Origin of the sequence: Tenacibaculum aiptasiae, assembly GCF_008806755.1 — a bacterium.
Taxonomy (GTDB): Bacteria; Bacteroidota; Bacteroidia; order Flavobacteriales; family Flavobacteriaceae; genus Polaribacter; species Polaribacter aiptasiae.
In genome coordinates this window covers 229473-252074 of sequence record NZ_WAAU01000014.1, presented here as the reverse complement: position 1 = coordinate 252074, position 22602 = coordinate 229473, and the positions used below count along the sequence as shown (strand labels likewise).

Below are 22602 nucleotides of genomic sequence, written 5' to 3'. Positions count from 1 at the left end.
AAAATGAACGTACTAAAAATAGCAACTGCAGGTAGTGTCGATGATGGTAAAAGTACATTAATCGGTCGTATACTATACGATACTAACTCATTAACTGATGACAAACTAGAAGCCATTGAAGAAAAAAGTAGACAAAGAGGCTTTGATTACTTAGATTTTTCATTAGCTACCGATGGCTTGGTTGCCGAAAGAGAACAAGGAATTACTATAGATGTAGCTCATATATATTTTTCAACACCAAAAACAAGTTTCATTATAGCTGATACACCTGGACATATAGAATACACCAGAAATATGGTTACTGGTGCTTCAAATTCACAAGCTTCTATTGTTTTGATAGATGCTCGAAACGGAGTTATAGAGCAAACATATCGTCATTTTTTCATTAACAATTTATTGAGAGTAAAAAATGTAATAATAGCAATTAACAAAATGGATTTAGTTGATTATTCAGAAGAAAAGTTTAATCAAATAAAAAATGAAATTGAGTATTTAGCTAGTAAGAGTGCTTATAAAAACCAGCAGTTAACCTTTATCCCTCTTTCTGCATTAAAAGGAGATAATGTAGTTGAAAAATCAGAGAATACTCCTTGGTATAAAGGAGAAACATTACTAAATCATTTAGAAAGTTTACAAGCAGATGATATAGAAGAACAATCACAAACACGATTTCCTGTACAAACAGTAATCAGACCTAAGACAGATGATTATCATGATTTCAGAGGTTATGCTGGTAAAATCTATGGAGGGAATTTAGCAGTTGGCGATTCTGTTACTGTATTACCTTCTGCTACTGAATCCAAAATAAAGAGTATTCATTTTTTTGATAAAGAATACTTACAGGTAAAAAGAGGAAGTTCTGTAACTATTACTTTGGAAGACAATGTAAATGTAAGTCGTGGAGACATGTTAGTAAAAACAAAAGAAGTTCCTACGGTATCAAAAGAATTAACTGCTACAATTTGTTGGATGGATAAAAATCCATTACAAGCTTCTGATAAATATTATATAAAACATGGAGTAAATGATGCACAGGCAAAAATTATGTCTTTATCGTCCATCATAAAAACAGATTTTTCAGGTAAGGAAGAAAATCCATCACAATTAACTTTAAATGAAATTGGCGATGTAACCTTAAAAGTTAGCAAACCATTGTTTTATGATTCTTACCAGAAAAACAAAGCTAATGGAACTTTCATTTTAATCAATCCAAAAACCAACAATACAGCCGGAGTAGGCTTTATTCAGTAATAAGAAAATCAAATGGCAATTATAATAACAGATGAGTGCATCAATTGTGGAGCATGCGAACCAGAATGCCCAAATACAGCTATTTATGAAGGAGCTTCAGACTGGAATTATAACGAAGGAACCTCATTAAATGGAAATATTCAATTATTGAATGGAACAGAAATAGACGCAAATGAAGATCAAGAACCAATTTCTGACGAATACTATTTCATTGTTCCAGACAAATGTACAGAGTGTAAAGGATTTCATGAAGAACCACAATGTGCAGCAGTTTGCCCAGTAGATTGTTGTGTTCCTGATGAAGACATTATTGAAACAGAAGAAGAACTATTAGCAAAACAGCAGTTCTTACACAATTAAAAAAAGTAACGCTTACAAGCTTTAAAAAATAAAGTAATGCAAAGTTTTAGAACCGAAATAGAGAATCCAATTGTAGAAAAAGATATTCTAGAATTAGAACGTAAAATCCGTTTATTTAAAGAAGGTCAAATAGACGAAGAACGATTTAGAAGTTTACGTTTGGCTAGAGGTGTATATGGTCAACGTCAGTTTGGAGTACAAATGATTCGTATAAAACTACCTTATGGTAAAGTTACTAGCGAACAATTACATCGAATAGCTGATGTATCGGACGAATACTCAAGAGGACGCTTACATATTACAACTCGTCAAGACATACAAATTCACTATGTGAGTTTAGATAGAACTCCAGAATTATGGGCACAATTAGAAAAAGATGATATCACCTTACGCGAGGCTTGTGGAAATGCAGTTAGAAATGTTACAGCTTCTGAAACTGCTGGAATAGACATTAATGAACCTTTTGATGTAACACCCTATGCACATGCTACATTTCAGTTTTTCTTACGTAACCCTATTTGTCAGGAAATGGGAAGAAAATTTAAAATGTCTTTTTCTGCAACAGACCATGATACAGCATTGAGTTTTATGCATGATTTGGGCTTTATTGCTAAAACAAAAACTATAGCAGGTAAAGAAATTAAAGGCTTTAAAGTTTTATTAGCAGGAGGATTAGGTTCACAACCTAGACACGCTGATGTAATCTATGAATTTTTAGAAGCTGATTTATTAATTCCTACTATTGAAGGGGTTTTACGTGTTTTTGATAGGCATGGGGAACGCTCAAAAAGAGCAAAAGCACGTTTAAAATTTTTAGTTAAAGATTTAGGAGTTGATGCCTTTTTAAAATTAGTTTCTGAAGAACAAAAAGCATTTGCTTATCAAAGATATCCAATAAACACATCTGATTTTGAAAAGGAAATTCAATTTGAGACAATAGAAATTCCTTCAGTAAAAATAACTGATAACGAAGTTTATCAAAACTGGAAAGAAACCAATGTTATTCAACAAAAACAAAAAGGATTATATGCCATTGGGATTAAAGTTCCTTTGGGAGATTTTTACACAGACAAGGCTCGTTTACTTGCAGACTTAATTAAAAAGTATGCAGCAAATGAACTACGTTTTACATTACGTCAAAATATCTTAATCCGTCACGTCAGAGAAGAGTTTTTACCATTCTTTTATGTTGAATTAGAAAAATTAGGTTTTACAGAAATAGGTTATAACAGCTTAACAGATATTACAGCATGCCCAGGAACTGATACTTGTAACTTAGGTATTTCAAGTAGTACAGGTATTGCAACAGAATTAGAGCGTGTATTAAAATCAGAATATCCACAATATGTAAATAATAAAAACATCACTATTAAAATTAGTGGTTGTATGAATGCTTGTGGACAACATAACATGGCACATATAGGATTTCAAGGAATGTCTGTTAAAGTTGGAAACTTATTAGCTCCTGCCCTTCAAGTATTAATTGGTGGAGGTGTTTTAGGTAATGGTAAAGGACGTTTTTCTGATAAACTAGTAAAAATACCAAGTAAAAGAGGTCCTGAAGCTCTACGTATTCTTTTAAATGATTTTGAAGATCATAAACAAGAAAATGAAGACTTCTTAACATATTATGATAGATATGGAAAAACCTATTTCTATGATCTACTAAAACATTTATCAGATACTTCCAATTTAAATCAGGATGATTTTATTGATTGGGGTCATGATAAAAACTATGTAAAAGCCATTGGTATTGGAGAATGTGCTGGAGTTGTTATCGACTTGATTGCAACCTTACTATTTGAAAGTGAAGAAAAAATAGAAAATGCTACTGGTGCATTGAATGAAAAACAATGGTCAGACAGCATATATCATTCGTATTCAGCAATCATCAATACTGCAAAAGCATTGTTAACTTCAGAAGGAGCAAAAACCAATACACAAGCTAGTATTATTAAAAACTTCGATGAAGTATTTATCAGTACAAATAAGATTGAATTACCAACTTCATTTACTGATTTTGTATATCAAATAAAAGAGAATAACCCAACAGAAACTTTCGCTAAAAAGTATCTGAAAGAAGCAAAATCGTTTTATAAAACGGTAGATGCATACAGAAAACAAGTAGTAGAAAGTTAAACATAAAGAGACATGAGAAATCTACCAAAATTAACCGTAGTGGGTGCTGGTCCTGGTGATGTAGAGCTAATCACCTTAAAAGCGATCAATGCTTTAAAACAAGCAGATGTAGTGTTATATGATGCTTTGGTTAACAATGATTTATTAAAATATGTAAATCCAAATGCTGAAATAATTTTTGTTGGTAAAAGAAGAGGCTGTTATCGTTATCAACAAGAACAAATTAATGAACTAATAGTAGCTAGAGGTCATTCGCATGGACATGTGGTACGTTTAAAAGGAGGCGATCCATTTATTTTTGGTAGAGGTGCAGAAGAAATGGAATATGCAGCAAAATTTGGACTACAAACAGATGTGGTTCCTGGTATTTCTTCATCATTAGCAGTACCTGCATATCAAAATATTCCTTTAACAAAACGTGGAAGTTCAGAAAGTTTCTGGGTAATTACTGGAACAACAAAAAAGCATCAAATTTCTAGTGATGTTGCTTTAGCTGCAAAGTCTAATGCTACTGTAGTTATATTAATGGGAATGGGTAAATTATCAGAAATTATTCAACTTTTTCAAAAAGAAAAAAAGCATGATTTACCTGTAGCTATTATTCAAAACGGTACTACTCCACAAGAAAAAATCGGAATTGGTACTGTAAACACCATAGAACAAGTAGTTGCAAAAAACAAATTAAGTAATCCGGCAATCATCGTATTAGGAGAAGTTGTAAAACATAGGGCAGAACTTCAATTGGTACAATCGCAAATAAAAACCAATATCGCGGTATGATAGTAGAAGAAAAAAACAACCTCTACCCTATCTTTTTAAAAGTACATCAATTAAATGTTCTCTTAATAGGTGCAGGTAATGTTGGATTGGAAAAACTGAGTTTTTTATTAAAGTCTAGTCCAAATGCAAAAGTTCAAATAGTAGCAATCGATATACTTCCAGAAGTAAAAAGCTTAGCTGAAAAGCATCATATTAAAATAATTCAAGAAGCTTACAAAGTAAGTCATTTACATAATAAAGACTTGGTAATTGTTGCTACAGATAACAACCATGTAAACATACAAGCTTACAACGATTGTAAAAAACAAAATTTATTGGTAAACGTTGCAGACACACCTCATCTCTGTGATTTCTATTTAGGTGGAATAGTAACAAAAGGAAATGTCAAAATAGCTATTTCAACTAATGGAAAATCTCCAACAACAGCTAAAAGGTTACGTCAGTTTTTTGAAGAAGTAATTCCAGAAGACATCAATGAATTAGTTCAAAATTTAAATAAGTACAGAAAGACCATCAAAGGTAATTTTGAAGAAAAAGTAGAAACATTAAACAAGTTAACAGAAGGTTTAATAAGCTAAGAACAGAAATAAATAAATCTTAAAAAGAGGTTTTTTACGACTCTACACACTAGTGACAAAAAAATAAAAATGATTACAACAGATATATTAATTATAGGAGCGGGTCCTACAGGACTTTTTACAGTTTTTGAAGCAGGATTATTAAAATTAAAATGTCATTTAATTGATGCATTACCTCAACCAGGAGGGCAATGTTCAGAAATATATCCTAAAAAACCTATTTATGATATCCCTGCTTATCCTGAGATTCTAGCAGGTGATTTGACAAAGAATTTATTAGAACAAATAAAACAATTTGAACCAGGGTTTACCTTAGGAGAAAGAGCTGATACTATAGAAAAACAAGAAGATGGAACTTTTATAGTTACCACAAACAAAGGAACAAAGCATCATGCTCCAGTTGTAGCTATAGCAGGTGGCTTAGGAAGTTTTGAACCTAGAAAACCACCTATTCCTAATATTTCAAGTTATGAAGACAAAGGAGTAGCTTACATTATTAGAGAACCAGAAATTTATAGAAATAAAAAAGTGGTTATAGCTGGTGGAGGTGATTCGGCTTTAGACTGGGCTATATATTTAGCTGACATTGCTTCGGAAGTAACTTTAGTTCACCGTAGAAATGAATTTAGAGGAGCCTTAGACTCTGTAGAAAGAGTACAAGAATTAAAAGATATTGGAAAAATTCATTTAATAACACCTGCTGAAATAAAGGAAGTTTATGGAGACGAGCATGTTAATGCTGTTCAAATAGTAGAAAAAGGCAAAGAGCCATATACTTATGAAACAGATCATTTTATTCCATTATTTGGTTTATCACCAAAGCTAGGACCTATTGCTAACTGGGGACTTGAAATAGAAAAAAATGCCATAAAAGTAAACAACGCTCTAGATTATCAAACAAACATACCAGGTATTTATGCCATTGGAGATGTTAATACATATCCTGGAAAGTTAAAACTAATTTTATGTGGATTTCACGAAGCTACGCTAATGTGTCAAAGTGCTTTTCAGCGTATACATCCTGATAAAAAATATGTAATGAAATACACAACTGTTGGAGGTGTTGAAGGTTTTGATGGTTCAAAAAAAGAAGCTCCAAAAGCTGTAGTAAAAGCAATCAATTAAAAAGAATACAATGTCAGATATCAATATAAAAATAACCGATCGGGAAGGAATACTCCATGAAGTAATTGCACCTACCGATATGGCAATAAACTTAATGGAAATTGTCCGTTCCTATGAACTGGCAGAAGAAGGTACAATTGGTATTTGTGGAGGTATGGCTATGTGTGCATCTTGTCAATGTTATGTAAAATCAAATCATCAATTATCTGAAATGACTCCTGATGAAGATTTAATGTTAGCTGAGGCATTCCATGTAGAGGAAAATAGTCGTTTAGGTTGTCAGATACAAATAACTCCTGAGCTGGAAGGCTTGGAAATAGAATTGGCACCCGAAAATTAATTTCATACAGAAAAGTACTATTAAAATGCAGTTTAAAAATTACAATTTATCATTAAAAGACAATGTAGAAACTTTTACAAAACAGCTATTCTATGCTTTATTTAGTGATGTATGCCAACAAAAAGCTACACATTTAAAAAGTCAATTCATTATTATTTTAAAAGAACTAAACATTCTTGAAGGAGAAAGTATTTGGATATTATATCAAGAGTCTTTTTGTAAAATAAGAGAACAATTAGATTTAGATGCTTTAGCTTTTGAACAAAATGACCCAGCATGTAAAAGCCTAGAAGAAGTTTATTTAGCCTATCCTGGTTTTCATGCAATAGCAGTATATCGATTAAGTCATGAATTGGTAAAATTAAACGTACCTATTTTACCTCGTATGATGAGTGAATACATTCATGGAGTAACAGGTACAGATATTCATCCCGGTGCAACTATAGGTGCTTCATTTTTTATCGATCATGCTACAGGAATTGTCATTGGTGAAACTACACACATTCAAAATAATGTAAAGATTTATCAAGGAGTAACTCTGGGGGGACTTCAAGTAAAAAAAGAATTAGCTTCAACAAAAAGACATCCAACCATAGAGAATAATGTAACTATTTACGCTAATGCCACCGTCTTAGGAGGAAATGTAGTTATAGGTCAAAATAGCATTATTGGTGCTAACGTATGTGTAACAGAATCAGTTCCAGAAGGATCAATTGTTACTTACGAATCAGAAAATAAAATTACCACCAGAAAGTCATATGCAAAATGATTTTCACAATAAAAAACAAATCATGAAAACAAAAAGTATTATCGATTTTGTAGGAAATACTCCTCTTGTAGAAATAACAAATGCTTTCAATAAACCCAATGTTAAATTATTATTGAAATTAGAAGGAAACAACCCTGGTGGTAGTGTAAAAGACAGAGCTGCTTTTTTTATGATTTCTGAAGCAATCAAAAGGAAAAACATAAAAAAGGGTGACACTTTAGTAGAAGCAACTAGTGGAAACACTGGTATTGCACTAGCTTTAATGGCAAAGGTATTAGGAGTTAATATGGTATTAGTTATGCCTGAACATGCTACTGTTGAAAGAGTAAAAACCATGAGAGCTTATGGTGCAGAGGTCATTTTAACTCCAAGTGCTTTAGGAATGGAAGGAGCTATAGACCATGCCTTAGAATTGAAATATAAAAAAGGATATTTTAGATTAAATCAGTTTGATAATTTTGATAATCCAAAAGCACATTATACAACTACAGGTCCTGAAATTTGGAGAGATACAGAGGGACAAATAACACATTTTGTGTCAGCTATGGGTACAACAGGTACCATAACTGGAGTTTCAGATTACTTAAAAGAACAAAATGATCAAATACAAATCATAGGAGTTCAACCTAAAGATGGTGCTAAAATCCCTGGAATTAGAAAATGGCCACAAGAATATTTACCCGCTATTTTTAAACCACAAAAAATCAATAGAATTTTAGAGGTAAACCAGCAAGAAGCAGAAGAAGCAACTATAAAATTAGCCGAACAAGAAGGAATTTTTGCAGGCATGAGTAGTGGTGGTGCTTTTGCCTCAGCACTTAAAGTAGCCAACTCTATAGAAAAAGGAGTCGTTGTTGCTATAGTTTGTGATAGAGGTGATCGTTATTTATCTTCAGAATTATATGGTTTATAAAGTATTTTATAAACCATATTTTTATTTTAAAAGCTACCTTTCGGAAACATATTTAGTTATTTCGGAAGTTTATGGATACCATTGGAAAATGATGCTTTTACTTTTGCGATAGATTTAATGCTAACCCCCGAAAAAAATCATCAAAATGGAAAAAGTAAATACTTTTAAGTTATTGCTATGCGCAATATTTTTATGCAATTTTAGTACAATGTTCTCTCAATCTCATTATACTTATGAGTTAAAAAACGGGAGTTTTGAAACGTTATCAGGAGGTAATACAAGTAATATTTATGCACACTTTACTGCAAGAAGACTAGGAACAAGTTGGTACGCTCATAAAGGTAACCCTAGAAGCCATAATAACGGATATAATAATGTTCATACTTGTGGACCTTGTGGAAATGGATCTAGGTATGTTTCTTTACGATATAGTAATACAAATGGACAAAAAAAAGGAAACTCTATATTCATGTATTACCCTATGAAAAGTGGTAAAACATACAATCTTAAATTTGATTATAAAAAATATAGCAATAATGGAATTTTATATGTTATAGCCACTAACAGTGCTACTGCAAATTACAATACCAATAGTAATCTTGTTGAAACAATAGGGAATATAAATAACAACCAGTATAGCTCATTACCTTCTAATGATCAAATGCTTATAACAAAAGTTATTCAACATACAGGTCAAAGTACTAGTTGGAGTAACAATATACCAACAGGAACTAATTTAAGCCCAAACATTACATTTACACCTAATAAAGATTACACACAACTCTTATTTGTATATCATTCTACCCAACATAATGCTAGTGGAGAAATGTATATTGACGGTGTTACTATGACTGGAGATTTAAATCAATCTGGTAAAGTTTCAATGGCACTTAACGGAGCTAATTCAAATACAAATGTTGGTATTCAAATTTGTAGTGGAGATCCAGTAATTTTAGATGGTAGAGGAACTATTGACACTTCTTTAGATCATAATAAAAGAATTCAATATTTTACTGCTATTTATAAAATTGGAAGTAATGGACAAGCTGTAGATGGTTCTGAAGTATGGAACGACGGTGTTCCTTATAGCGAACTAGACCTACAATCTCAATTTCCTCTAACTTCTCCTTATGGAGTTACTACTCAATACCATGTTAAATTGGCTATAAATTCAGGACCAAACAACACATGGATAGAAAAAGTAATGAAAGTTTACGTAGTAGGAAAACCTAATTTTTCTATAAATCAAACATTTATTTTCTCTAGTACTTATAATAGAGTAAGATTAAGAGTTCAAGGTCTGCCTACAAACACAACTTACACTTATAAATGGTTCAGAACAGGTAACCCACAAGTACTAGGAACTAATTATCAATATGATGCTTATAGCTCTGGATCCTATACAGTTGAGGTTACAGCTGCTAACACAGGTTGTACTACCAAAAAAACAATTAATGTTTATGTTCCTCCAGTAATGAAAAAAACAAAGGATGCAGTATTAAATGAATTAATGCCTAAAAATAATTCTAATAATGATAATGATATTAAAGTATATCCAAATCCAGTTTCAAATATTATAAATGTGAAGTCTAATAACAACATAGATAGATTAGAACTTTATTCTATTGGAGGAACAAGAATTTCAACTTCAAGAGGAAACACTATGGACGTAAGAAATATTAAAAAAGGCGTTTATATACTAAAAGCAATTTCAGGAAATACAACTATAAAAGAATCAAAAATTATAAAAAAGTAACTAACTAATTTAGGGAATACATTAAATCTTAAAATCTCACTTACAGCTAGTAAGTGAGATTTTTTATTAAATAAAAAGAATAATTTATTGGGAAACTAAAAATAAACTAATAGATTTGTACCATAGTTCATTAACTTAATTGATGTTATCAAGAAAGGTGGAGGGAATAGACCCTTTGAAGCCTTAGCAACCCTTTGTATATACAAAGAAGGTGCTACATTCTACTGCTTGGCAGAGAGATAACGGAAAGAATTTTACTTCCTCTTTTCCTGATAACACAACTTTTAATTATCAGGAATGTCAAACATATATACAGAAATACAAAAAAGAATTCTCGTGCTCGATGGGGCTATGGGAACAATGCTTCAAGAATATAAATTCACAGAAGAAGATTTTCGTGGAGAACGTTTTAAACACTACTCTACTCCACTCCAAGGGAATAACGATTTATTATCCATTACCCAACCAGAAGCAGTAAAAGAAGTACATAGAAAATATTTTGCTGCTGGAGCAGATATTGTTGAAACCAATACTTTTTCTGGTACAACTATAGCTATGGCCGATTATCAAATGGAAGATTTAGTTTACGAGTTAAATTACGAATCGGCAAAAATAGCAAAGGAAGTAGCAAACGAGTTTACTAAAAAACAACCTCATAAACCCAGGTTTGTTGCTGGTTCTATAGGCCCAACAAACAGAACAGCTAGTATGTCTCCTGATGTTAACGACCCAGGCTACAGAGCAGTTACATTTGATGAACTAAGAATAGCTTATAAAGAGCAAGTAGAAGCTTTATTAGATGGTGGCGCCGATATTTTATTAGTAGAAACAGTGTTTGACACATTAAATGCAAAAGCAGCATTGTTTGCTATTGAAGAAGTAAAAAGCGAGCGAGGAATTGAAGTTCCAGTAATGGTATCGGGTACAATTACTGATGCCTCAGGAAGAACATTATCTGGACAAACCGCAGAAGCTTTTTTAATTTCTATTTCGCATATTCCGTTATTATCAGTTGGTTTTAATTGTGCACTAGGAGCCAATTTATTACAACCACACTTAGAAGTTATAGCCTCAAAAACAAAATTTGCTACGTCAGCACATCCAAATGCTGGACTTCCAAATGCTTTTGGTGAATATGATGAAACGCCAGAAGAAACGGCTTTACAAATAGAAGAATATTTAAAAAAGGAGTTAATCAATATAATTGGAGGATGCTGCGGAACCACACCAAAACACATTGCTGCCATAGCTGAAGTAGCAGCTAAATATAAACCAAGAGAAGTTTTAAACATTCATACTGTTGAAAATTAAATGAAGATGAGTACACAACAAAGAAAATTCATGCGTTTATCGGGTTTAGAACCTTTAATTATTACCGAAAATAGCAACTTCATTAATGTAGGCGAACGCACCAATGTAGCTGGATCTCGTAAATTTTTACGCTTAATAAAAGAAGAAAAATATGACGAAGCACTCGCTATAGCAAGGCATCAAGTAGATGGAGGAGCACAAATTATCGACATTAACATGGATGATGGTTTAATTGACGGTAAAGAAGCCATGGTTCGTTTTTTAAACTTGATTGCTGCCGAACCTGATATTTGTCGTGTTCCTATTATGATAGATAGCTCTAAATGGGAAATTATAGAAGCTGGCTTACAAGTAGTACAAGGGAAATGCGTTGTCAATTCTATTAGTTTAAAAGAAGGTGAAGAAAAATTTATTTGGGAAGCAACTCAAATAAAACGCTATGGAGCTGCAGTAATTGTAATGGCTTTTGATGAAGTTGGGCAAGCAGATAATTATCAACGAAGAATAGAAATAGCTGAACGTTCGTATAGAGTTTTAGTAGATAAAGTTGGATTTCCTTCAGAAGATATCATCTTTGATTTAAATATTTTCCCTGTAGCTACAGGAATGGAAGAACACAGAAAAAATGCTATCGATTTTATAGAAGCAACTCGATGGGTACGTAATAACTTACCTAATGTTAGTGTTAGTGGTGGCGTAAGTAATGTTTCTTTTTCATTTAGAGGGAATAATACAGTAAGAGAAGCAATGCACTCCGTTTTTCTATACTATGCAATTCAAGCAGGTATGAACATTGGAATTGTAAATCCGGCCATGCTAGAAGTTTATGATGACATTCCTAAAGACCTTTTAGAATATATAGAAGATGTAATTTTAGATAGACGTGACGATGCTACTGAACGGTTATTGGACTTTGCTGAAACTGTAAAAGGAAAGAAAAAAGAAGATGATGGAAGAGCATTAGAATGGCGAAACTTATCATTGCAAGAACGAATTACACATTCATTGGTAAAAGGAATTGATGCTTTTATTGTAGAAGATACAGAAGAAGCTAGATTAACTGTAGAAAGACCTTTACATGTAATTGAAGGACATTTGATGGCTGGAATGAATGTGGTTGGTGATTTATTTGGTTCAGGAAAAATGTTTTTACCACAAGTTGTAAAATCGGCCAGAGTAATGAAAAAAGCAGTAGCATATCTTAACCCTTTTATTGAAGCAGAAAAAGGTGAAGAACAAAAAGCGCTAGGTAAAATTTTAATGGCTACTGTAAAAGGTGATGTTCATGATATAGGTAAAAATATTGTCTCAGTAGTTTTAGGGTGTAATAACTATGAAATAGTTGATTTAGGAGTAATGGTTCCTCCTGAAAAAATTATTGAAACCGCAAAAAAGGAAAAAGTAGACGCCATTGGATTAAGTGGTTTAATCACCCCATCATTAGATGAAATGGTATACCTAGCCAAAGAAATGGAACGTCAAAATTTAGATGTACCATTACTCATTGGTGGTGCTACAACTTCCAAAGCACATACAGCAGTAAAAATTGATACTCAATACAAAAACGCAGTAGTACATGTAAATGATGCTTCAAGAGCAGTAACAGTTGTTGGAGATTTATTAAATGAAAGCACAAAAAACGAATATGTAGCTAAGCTAAAAAAAGATTACGAAGAGTTTCGTGATAAATTTTTAAAAAGAGGAAAAACAAAAGCATACATTCCTATAGAGGAAGCTCGTAAACGTCAATTTAAAATAAACTGGGAAACAAGCAATATTGTAAAACCAAAAGAATTAGGTATTCAAACATTACAACAAGTAAGTTTAAAGGAACTAATTCCTTTTATAGATTGGTCTCCTTTTTTCCGTTCATGGGACTTACATGGAAAATTCCCTGACATTTTAACTGATGAAATTGTAGGTGAACAGGCTACTAGTCTATATGAAGATGCTCAAAAAATGTTGCAAGAAATTGTAGCTAAACAATTATTAAAACCTAAAGGAATTTTTGGATTATTTGAAGCTAATTCTATTAATATAGATGATATATCTATCCAGAAAAAAGGAAAAGAAGTAGCTGTATTTAGAACGCTTCGTCAACAATTAAAAAAACGAGATGACAAACCAAGTTTTGCTTTAGCAGATTTTATAGCTCCAAAAGAAACTGGCAAAAAGGATTATATGGGAGCTTTCTGTACAGCTATTTTTGGCGCAGATGAATTAGCTACAAAATATAAAGATCAACAGGACGATTACAATGCTATCATGGCACAAGCACTAGCCGATCGTTTTGCTGAAGCTTTCGCAGAATACTTACATCATAGAATAAGAACAAAACACTGGGGATATAGTATAGACGAAAACTTAACTAACGAAGAATTAATAAAAGAAAACTATAAAGGTATTCGTCCAGCTCCAGGATACCCAGCATGTCCAGATCATTTAGAAAAAGAAACTATTTGGCAATTATTAGAAGTTGAAAAACAAATTGGAGTTTCCTTAACAGAAAGCTTGGCTATGTGGCCAGCAGCAGCTGTATCTGGTTATTATTTTGCAAATGAAGAATCTAAATATTTTGGATTAGGAAAAATAACCGATGACCAAGTAAAAGATTATGCCTCAAGAAAAAACATCGCATTAGACAAAGCAAGAAAATGGTTGCATCCAACAATTGCCGACAATTAAAATAACATTATGAAAGTTACAGAACATATAAAAAATGCCAATGGTAAAACATTGTTTTCATTTGAAATATTGCCTCCTTTAAAAGGACAACATATACAATCTATTTTTAATAATATAGATCCTTTAATGGAATTCAACCCACCTTTTATAGATGTTACCTATCACAGAGAGGAATATATTTATAAAGAACTTGAAAATGGCTTATTAAAAAAGCAAGTAGTTAAAAAAAGACCTGGTACAGTAGGCATTTGTGCAGCCATTCAAAATAAATATCAAGTAGATGCTGTGCCACATATTTTATGTGGTGGTTTTACAAAAGAAGATACCGAGAACTTTTTAATCGATTTAGATTTTTTAGGAATAGATAATGTCGTAGCATTACGAGGTGATGCAGTAAAAAGCGAGACATATTTTAAGCCAGAAAAAGATGGACATAAATATGCAAGCGAACTTGTTTCTCAAATTCAGAGTTTAAATAATGGAAAATATTTAGATGATGAATTACAAAATTCATCACAAACAAATTTCTGCATAGGAGTTGCTGGGTATCCCGAAAAACATATGGAAGCTCCAAGTTTAGATTCTGATATCCATTTTTTGAAAAAGAAAATTAAAAATGGAGCTACTTATATAGTGACTCAAATGTTTTTTGATAATCAAAAATATTTTGATTTTGTAGCTAAATGCAGAGCTGAAGGAATCACTGCTCCCATTATTCCTGGTCTTAAACCTATTTCAACAAAAAAACAACTTAATTTAATTCCACATCGTTTTAAAGTTGATTTGCCAGACGATTTAATTATGAATGTAGTAAAATGTAAAGACAATAGCGAAGTACGTCAAGTAGGTATAGAATGGTGTATACATCAAAGTAAAGAATTAATAAAAGCAGGAGTTCCGCTGTTACATTATTATTCTATGGGAAAATCAACCAATATTCAACAAATAGCAAAAGAAGTCTTTTAAACTTGTAAGGAAATAGAAAGTATTGATACTATGATAGTAAAAAGTAATTTTTGTAAAATTGTATTGGTAAAATATTTGATTACTTTTGTAACTTACAAACAAAGACAATAACTTAATTAAAATATAATAAAATGGCATTAGAAATTACAGATGCAAACTTTCAAGAAGTAGTATTAAATTCTGACAAACCAGTATTGGTTGATTTTTGGGCAGCTTGGTGTGGGCCATGTAGAATGGTTGGACCTATTGTTGATGAAATTCATAACGAATATGAAGGAAAAGCTGTAGTTGGAAAAGTTGACGTTGACAACAACCAAGAGTTTGCGGCTAAATATGGTGTAAGAAACATTCCTACAGTATTAATCTTTAAAAACGGTGAAGTAGTAGACAAACAAGTTGGTGCTGCTCCTAAAAAAGCGTATACTGATAAAATTGATGCTGCTTTATAATCAGTACAATTACAATATATAACAAGAAAAGGTTTGGCTATCGCTAAACCTTTTTTTATTTTCGGGCTATATGATTGATTTAAATAGTACTTCCTCAGAAATTAAAAATCTTGATATTCTTGCAAAGCAAGTAGTAGAAGGGTTTATAACAGGTATGCATAAAAGTCCTTTTCATGGATTTTCTGTTGAGTTTTCAGAACATAAATTATATAACAAAGGTGAAAGTACTCGTCATATAGATTGGAAGCTCTTTGCTAAAACAGAAAAACTTTATACTAAAAAGTATGAAGAAGAAACAAATTTACGTTGTCACTTAATTATTGACAACTCTGCTTCAATGCATTATCCTATAATAAAAACGCAATCTGTAGATAAATTAAATAAAATTGGTTTTTCAGCCATCGCAGCAGCCTCATTAATGGAAATTTTAAAGCGTCAAAGAGATGCTGTAGGCTTAAGTATCTATTCTGACACTTATGAGTACTACGCTCCTGAAAAAGGCAGTGAGCGTCATAGAAAAATGTTGTTAAACCAATTAGAAAGCTTGTTAAGCTCAAATTCAAAGGCTACAACAGAAACTCATGAGTATTTACATGAAATTGCTGAAAAAATACATAGGCGTTCTTTAATCTTCTTATTTACGGATATGTTTCAAACTACAAAAAATGAAGAAGAACTTTTTGAGGCTTTAAGACATTTAAAATACAATAAACACGAAGTTATATTATTTCATACTTACGATAAAAAGACTGAATTCCTATTTGATTTTGGTAATACTCCAAAAAAATTTGTTGATGTAGAAACTGGCGAAGAAATAAATTTATATGCTGAAAATGTTCAAGAAAATTACAAAGAATTAAGCTCGGAATTCTTCAATAATCTAAAAAACAAATGCTTACAATACAAAATAGATTACATCCCTGTTGATATTAATGAAGGGTACGATAAAATTCTTACCGCATATTTAATCAGCAGACAAAAAAAAATGTGATTTCTCCTTTTTTTTTTAAAAAAAGATTATATATTTGCATCCGCTTAGAGCAACGGTCTGGTAGTTCAGCTGGTTAGAATACATGCCAGTCACGCATGGGGTCGCGGGTTCGAGTCCCGTCCAGACCGCTAAAGTTTTTTCTAAGCTCACATAATATTTTGCTAAAAGCAACGGTCTGGTAGTTCAGCTGGTTAGAATACATGCCTGTCACGCATGGGGTCGCGGGTTCGAGTCCCGTCCAGACCGCAAAAAGCTTCTCAAATTTGAGAAGCTTTTTATTTTACATTTATTCAAAAAAAATAGCTGAGGTTTTTACACCTCAGCCACCCTTCAATCAATAAAGAAATAATTACAAAATTAATTCACTTCATTATTATTATTAATTTCCGACAATGGTACCGGTAAATAAGCATGATCTACAGCACTAAACCCAGTTCTTCCTGCTGCTTGCATCGCTTGATCTAACATTCCCCACCTTCTCAAATCAAAGAACCTAACCGACTCTAATGACAACTCCATAGTTCTTTCATGAATAATTTGCTTTCTCACCTCCTCCTGAGTGGTAGCCGTAATTGATGGCATTAACCCATGTTTTGACCTAATTTCATTTATTAATGGTATTGCTTGAGAAGTTGATCCTACCTCATTTAATGCCTCAGCATACATCAACATCACATCTGCATAACGCATTAACGTAACATTCAATCCTATATAACTATTATTCCATACATAATTAGGCAACCATTTTCTATAATACACCTTACCAGCATTTGTACTATTGTATTGCCAATCCATTAACTGATCCCATGTATACCCCTGCATTCTTGGAGTAGCGGTATCGTTATAATAATCATCTCTAAAATAAAGTGTTCCATAAAGTCGGTTATCATACAAACCATTCGTTGCAATTTTCCCCTCAGATTTCATAACCGTTTCTAACCCTTTCGTAGCCTCTAAACCACCCCAGCCACCTATTGACCAATCTCCAATAAATGCATGTAAACGAGTAGCATTCCACGAAGTAGCATCACCAGTTTTAAATTGCAATTCAAAAACTGATTCAGAATTGTTTTCATTCTCTCCATTAAACAAACTAAAGTAATCACTCACCAATGAATACCCCCCAGTACTCCCATCTATCACAGGCTTAAAAGCATCTATTGCATTTTGAATATCTGACGACTCAGCAGATGTCGCATCTCCTGCTTTATGTAAATATGCTTTCCCCAAGTAAGCCAAAGCAGCTCCTTTCGTAGCTCTTCCAACTTCCGTTTCTCCTTTATTAGAAAGCATTGCAGCAGCATTTTTAAAGTCATTTATAATCACAACCCAAGCTTCTGATCTTGTAGACAACGCTTTATCCAATGTAGTAGCTGTCGGAGACTCTTCTCTTATAATTATTTGATCAAATAATGTTAATAATTTAAAGTGATAATACCCTCTTAAAAACGTAGCCTCTCCAATAATTTGCTTTTTCTCAGCATCAGTAATCTGATCAGGAGTCATCTGCCCTACTTTCGTAATGACCTGATTTGCAAAATTCACACCCCTATAATTGGTATCCCATAAAACCTTTATGAAAATATGCCCATTTGTATAGTTAAAATTAAAAATAGACATCCAGTGTGCATAGTTAGCAGCATCCGGACCAGGTAAAGAATAATCTGACCTAAAATATTCAACTACAGGCCTTCCTTCTTGCCAACCATCCCAAAAATTACTTCTTGATTCTAATTCAGAATACGCCGCCGTTAAACCTTCTTTTGCATCTTTTGCATTTCTCCAAAAAGAAGCTGAAGTTAATTCATCTGGTGATTTCTGATCTAAAAATTCATCATCATTACACGACATTAAACCTGTAATTAATGCTATTGCTAAAATTTTATTAAAAATTCTCATGTTGTTTGTCTTATAATTGTAATTGAAATCCTAAAATAACTGACTTAAATTGTGGATATAGTGATCTATCAATACCTCTAGACAGCACAGACCCTCCTACTTCTGGATCTAACCCACTGTAATCAGTAAACGTAAATAAGTTTTGCCCCGTCACATACACACGAAGCTTATTGATATGAACTTTCTCTAATATTTCTTGCGGAAAAGAATACCCTAACTGAATTGTTTTTATCCTTAAGTAACTCCCACTCTCTAAAAACCTTGTAGAAGCACGATTATTCCCGTTTGGATCCCCTAAAACAGCTCTAGGAATGTTTGTATTAGTATTTGTTGGTGTCCAAGCATTTAAAGTTACCGCCTCAAAGTTTCGACCACTATCCATACCTATAGACTGAAATCTATTTCCATTGTATATCTTATTCCCTCCAACACCTTGAAAGAAAACATTAAAATCAATCCCTTTATAATCGGCATTTAGATTTAAACTATACTCATAACTTGGCAATGCACTTCCCTGATAAACCTCATCTTTACCGTCCAATACTCCATCTCCATTTTGATCTACAAAGCGAATATCTCCTGGAGCTGCATTTGGCTGAAGCGTTCCTGAAGGATCATGAGCATCGATTTCTGCTTGTGATTGAAAAATACCATTTGCTACTGGTAAGAAATAAGCACCCGGCTCATATCCTAATTTTGTTTGATTTACAAAATGATCTGCTCCAAACAAAAGACCAGTACCTCTAAGAATTTGCGACTCATTACCCAACCTAGTTACTTCACTTTTCAAAGTTGAAAACGTTGCAGTGGCAGAAAAATTAACCTCATTTATTTTAGTGCGATAATCTAAATCAAATTCGAAACCACTATTTTGAAATTCACCAAAGTTTACTATTGGATTATTCACAATCCCTGCATTACCTGGTAATTCTCTTGTTAACAATACCTTATCACTTATTGTTTTATAGTAATTAACACTACCTTTTAACGCTCCATTTAAAAGACCATAATCTAAACCAATATTAGTAGAAGTACTTTCCTCCCATTGTAAATCTAAATTCTCCAAGTCTGTTACAATGCTTCCTGAAGCCGAAAGTTGAGGATCGCCAAAAACATACCCTCCATTACCTTGGCTACTACCTTGCCTAATCAACACCTGATGACCATAGTAACCTAACGCAGAATCATTACCTGCCTGCCCCCAACTTGCACGAAGCTTTAAGAAACTAAACACATTTTGATCCCCCATAAACTTTTCCTCTGAAATCTTCCATCCTGCAGAAAAAGAAGGAAAAATCCCGTATTTCCTATTTTTACCAAACTTAGAAGACCCATCTCTACGTACACTTGCTTGAAACAAATATTTATCATCATATGCATAGTTAAACCTTCCAAATTGAGAAACTATATTATATTTTCCGTTTGAACCAGATCCTGAAAAGGTAGCCTGCGCTGAACTAAATGCACTTAGCGTGTTAAAGTTATTATCCAACAACTCAACAGCTTCTCTTACACCATTAACTTCTTTATACCCCTGAGCTTGCACATAGTTAAATTGTGTAAGTGTAGAAATACGCTGATAACCTGCCAATAACTTAAAATCATGTTTCCCAAAATCTACATTATAGTTAACAGTATATAACTGATTGATTTTTCTTAAAAAACCATCGTTCTCAGAAATAAACGAGTAGATATTATTTTCACTAGTATCGTTATCTCTCGCTCTAAATGCAGGGTTAAAACTAAAATCAAAATTAGTTCGATTAGAAAAAGAATAATTCGCTTTAACATTCAGACCTTTCAATATTTCGTACTGTGCACTAAAATTTGTTAAGAGATATCTAAACTTGGTATAACGCTGCCTAAAATGATCATCAGCAACAGGGTTTCTATGATCTCCTATTTGCCCATCTCTATATCCAAATCCAGACTCTTTTGTATCATCATATACAGGGATTAAAGGAGATATCCTAAAAGTTTCTCCTAAAGAAAACTTATACGGATTTCTTTTTGTTTCCGTGTAGTTAATATTTGCAGACAATGTAACTTTATCTGACTTTAAAGTTCCATTTACAAAGAATCCTTTTTTAAGAAACGAAGAACCAATTAACAAACCTTGCTCATCAGCATAATTACCACCAAAGCTATAATTCAAATTTTCTGAAGCTCCAGAAACTCTAGCATTAAGCAAATTAAGATACCCATCTCTATGTGTTTCATCAATCCAGTTTGTATTTACATTAGGTGGATTGGTTACATAAGCCGGCAAAGCATTACCTGCATTCTCATACATCTGCCTATGAACACCTACATACCCATCAGCATCTAATAACTTAAGTTTCTTACGCTGGGTATTTACACTATACGACTGCTCTATCTCAACAGTAATCTTACCTTTTTTACCTTTTTTAGTTGTAATAATAACAACACCATTAGCCCCCCTAGTACCATATATTGCTGTAGAAGAAACATCCTTTAATATCTCTATAGAATCAATATTTCTAGGATCTATAAAATAACTATCCGCTTCTACCCCATCCACAATATACAAAGGCTGGTTATTTCCAAAAGAAGCTATCCCCCTAATTAAAATACCCGGAGCTCCACCTGGAGACCCACTAGAAGAAGTTACACTAACACCAGCAACTCTTCCTTGCAAAGCTTGGGCAGGTGTCGTTGTAGTTACCTTTGTTAATTCTTCAGATTTCACCTGCCCAATAGCCCCAGTCAAATCACTCTTTTTTTGAGATCCATAACCTATAATAACCACCTCCTCCAAAGTGTTATCCTCTTCTAAAGTTACATTTATAGTTAATTGATTTCCAATCAACACCTCTTTAGACGCATAACCAACAAAACTATACACCAATATAGTTGCCGGACCTGCCTTAATCTTGTAATCTCCATTAAAATCTGCCTCTACCCCTTTTAATTCACCTTTAACAGTTATCGTAGCTCCAGGCAACCCCATACCACTATTATCCGTTATTTTCCCTGTAATTTCTTTCTCTTGAGAAAACACATTTTGAGAAAAAACCAGTAAAAAACAAACTAGTAGGGTCGAAAAGACTTTTTTCAATAATTTTTGTTGTAATCTTAATTCCTTTTGTTTCATAAGTTAGAAAATATTAGTTTTTATTTTTATACACACCCCGCTTGCTTCCTCTAATACATAAACATTATAATTAATTATAAAAGCCATAGGTATACAGCTAATCTAAAACTAGTTACACAAAAAACAAACCAGTACCTACCAGTTTGTTTTTATTTAAAAAATTATATATTTGTTTCATGAGTATAATTCATATAGAAAAAAATATAGGTATTCCGAAGTACAAACAAATTGTTACTTCTATAGAAAATGCCATAGCTTTAAAGCAAATAAAATTGGGCGACAAACTCCCTTCTATCAACAGTATTAGAAGTAAATATAAATTATCAAGAGATACTATTTTATACGCCTATAACGACTTAAAGGTTCGAGGAATTATAGAATCAATTCCTGGAAAGGGATATTATGTAAACAGTGAAAGTGTATACATTACTCAAAAAGTCTTTTTATTGTTTGATGAACTCAATGCATTTAAAGAAGATTTATACAACTCTTTTTTAACAAACCTCAACGAAACTATAGAGGTAGATATTTTCTTTCATCATTTCAACTATGATGTCTTTAAAAAACTAATCTATGACAATTTAGGAAAGTATAATTACTATATAATTATGCCTGCCAAACTTGAAAAAACAGAACTGATTTTAAACAAAATACCTCAAAAAAAAGTATACATATTAGATCAAACAAATAGCGAATTATCTCATTATCCAGCTATATACCAAAACTTTGAAAAAGATATTTTCAATGGTTTAGTAGACGGTCTTAAACTATTAAAAAAATACGATCATTTAATTTTTCTCTTTGAAGAAGACAAACAACCTAATGGCTTATTAAAAGGCTTTAAAAAATTCTGTTCCATGAACAGATTTAAAAACACTGTTATTGAGTCTTTAGAAGGTTTTGAAATTGAAAAAGGCGACGTATTTATAATTCCTGATGACAGAAACCTTATTCGTATTATTAAAAAAGTTAAAGAAACCAAGTATAAAATAGCTTCTGATATTGGCATTATCTCATACAATGACACACTGTTAAAAGAAATTGTAGAAGACGGAATAACCACCATTTCGACAGATTTTAAAGCCATGGGAAAAAAGCTTGCTCAAATGATTTCCAATAATGAAGGAGAGCAGATAGAAAACGAAAACAAACTAATAATTAGAAATTCTCTGTAA

At 32.5% G+C, this 22602-nt stretch carries 18 protein-coding genes, 2 tRNA genes and 1 riboswitch; of the genes, 18 read left to right on the top strand and 2 right to left on the bottom strand.

Annotated elements, in window-relative coordinates:
- The first annotated feature begins 3 nt into the window (after positions 1-3).
- The 17 genes from F7018_RS10720 (at position 4) to F7018_RS10640 (ending at position 16659) form a co-directional block, all read left to right on the top strand.
- On the top strand, positions 4-1251 hold the full coding sequence (locus tag F7018_RS10720; protein WP_150900060.1) for a sulfate adenylyltransferase subunit 1: 1248 nt from the start codon (positions 4-6) through the stop codon (positions 1249-1251).
- Between the two features lie 12 nt (positions 1252-1263).
- Positions 1264-1611, top strand: coding sequence for a 4Fe-4S dicluster domain-containing protein (locus tag F7018_RS10715; protein ID WP_150900059.1), 348 nt, complete (start codon positions 1264-1266; stop codon positions 1609-1611).
- 36 nt (positions 1612-1647) lie between these two features.
- Entirely contained in the window at positions 1648-3750 is a 2103-nt protein-coding gene (locus tag F7018_RS10710) for a nitrite/sulfite reductase (RefSeq protein WP_150900058.1), read from the top strand.
- 12 nt (positions 3751-3762) lie between these two features.
- Complete coding sequence (gene cobA / locus F7018_RS10705; protein ID WP_150900057.1) at positions 3763-4530, top strand: uroporphyrinogen-III C-methyltransferase; 768 nt, start codon at positions 3763-3765, stop codon at positions 4528-4530.
- A complete protein-coding gene (locus F7018_RS10700; RefSeq protein ID WP_150900056.1) occupies positions 4527-5108 on the top strand; it encodes a precorrin-2 dehydrogenase/sirohydrochlorin ferrochelatase family protein in 582 nt (193 codons plus the stop codon). The genes cobA and F7018_RS10700 overlap by 4 nt, the downstream gene beginning before the upstream one ends.
- 69 nt (positions 5109-5177) lie before the next feature.
- The gene (locus F7018_RS10695) at positions 5178-6233 is read left to right on the top strand and encodes an NAD(P)/FAD-dependent oxidoreductase (protein ID WP_150900055.1); all 1056 of its coding nucleotides are present in this window, start codon (positions 5178-5180) and stop codon (positions 6231-6233) included.
- A gap of 10 nt (positions 6234-6243) precedes the next feature.
- Positions 6244-6573 carry a 2Fe-2S iron-sulfur cluster-binding family protein gene (locus F7018_RS10690; RefSeq protein WP_150900054.1) on the top strand — a complete coding sequence of 110 codons (330 nt, stop codon included), beginning with the start codon at positions 6244-6246 and terminating at the stop codon, positions 6571-6573.
- Positions 6574-6598: 25 nt separating this feature from the next.
- On the top strand, positions 6599-7342 hold the full coding sequence (gene epsC, locus F7018_RS10685) for a serine O-acetyltransferase EpsC (RefSeq protein ID WP_150900053.1): 744 nt from the start codon (positions 6599-6601) through the stop codon (positions 7340-7342).
- A gap of 22 nt (positions 7343-7364) precedes the next feature.
- Entirely contained in the window at positions 7365-8255 is an 891-nt protein-coding gene (cysM, locus tag F7018_RS10680; RefSeq protein WP_150900052.1) for a cysteine synthase CysM, read from the top strand.
- A 145-nt stretch (positions 8256-8400) separates the two neighbouring features.
- On the top strand, positions 8401-10011 hold the full coding sequence (locus tag F7018_RS10675; protein ID WP_150900051.1) for a T9SS type A sorting domain-containing protein: 1611 nt from the start codon (positions 8401-8403) through the stop codon (positions 10009-10011).
- A 142-nt stretch (positions 10012-10153) separates the two neighbouring features.
- Positions 10154-10257: riboswitch (SAM riboswitch) on the top strand.
- Positions 10258-10308: 51 nt separating this feature from the next.
- Positions 10309-11322, top strand: a complete 1014-nt coding sequence (locus tag F7018_RS10670; RefSeq protein WP_150900050.1) for a homocysteine S-methyltransferase family protein — start codon at positions 10309-10311, stop codon at positions 11320-11322.
- A 6-nt stretch (positions 11323-11328) separates the two neighbouring features.
- A complete protein-coding gene (metH, locus tag F7018_RS10665; RefSeq protein ID WP_150900049.1) occupies positions 11329-14007 on the top strand; it encodes a methionine synthase in 2679 nt (892 codons plus the stop codon).
- 9 nt (positions 14008-14016) lie between these two features.
- The gene (gene metF / locus F7018_RS10660; RefSeq protein ID WP_150900048.1) at positions 14017-14973 is read left to right on the top strand and encodes a methylenetetrahydrofolate reductase [NAD(P)H]; all 957 of its coding nucleotides are present in this window, start codon (positions 14017-14019) and stop codon (positions 14971-14973) included.
- A gap of 131 nt (positions 14974-15104) precedes the next feature.
- A complete protein-coding gene (trxA, locus tag F7018_RS10655) occupies positions 15105-15422 on the top strand; it encodes a thioredoxin (RefSeq protein ID WP_150900047.1) in 318 nt (105 codons plus the stop codon).
- Positions 15423-15492: 70 nt separating this feature from the next.
- The gene (locus F7018_RS10650) at positions 15493-16413 is read left to right on the top strand and encodes a DUF58 domain-containing protein (protein WP_150900046.1); all 921 of its coding nucleotides are present in this window, start codon (positions 15493-15495) and stop codon (positions 16411-16413) included.
- Between the two features lie 54 nt (positions 16414-16467).
- Positions 16468-16541, top strand: a tRNA-Asp gene (locus tag F7018_RS10645).
- Between the two features lie 44 nt (positions 16542-16585).
- A tRNA-Asp gene (locus tag F7018_RS10640) sits at positions 16586-16659 on the top strand.
- A 111-nt stretch (positions 16660-16770) separates the two neighbouring features.
- Here F7018_RS10640 and F7018_RS10635 read toward each other — a convergent pair.
- Both F7018_RS10635 and F7018_RS10630 read right to left on the bottom strand, forming a co-directional pair.
- On the bottom strand, positions 16771-18312 hold the full coding sequence (locus F7018_RS10635) for a RagB/SusD family nutrient uptake outer membrane protein (protein ID WP_150900045.1): 1542 nt from the start codon (positions 18310-18312) through the stop codon (positions 16771-16773).
- A 10-nt stretch (positions 18313-18322) separates the two neighbouring features.
- Positions 18323-21427 carry a SusC/RagA family TonB-linked outer membrane protein gene (locus F7018_RS10630; protein ID WP_150900044.1) on the bottom strand — a complete coding sequence of 1035 codons (3105 nt, stop codon included), beginning with the start codon at positions 21425-21427 and terminating at the stop codon, positions 18323-18325.
- 176 nt (positions 21428-21603) lie between these two features.
- Between F7018_RS10630 and F7018_RS10625 the strand changes: the two genes are divergently transcribed.
- Positions 21604-22602, top strand: coding sequence for a GntR family transcriptional regulator (locus F7018_RS10625; RefSeq protein ID WP_150900043.1), 999 nt, complete (start codon positions 21604-21606; stop codon positions 22600-22602).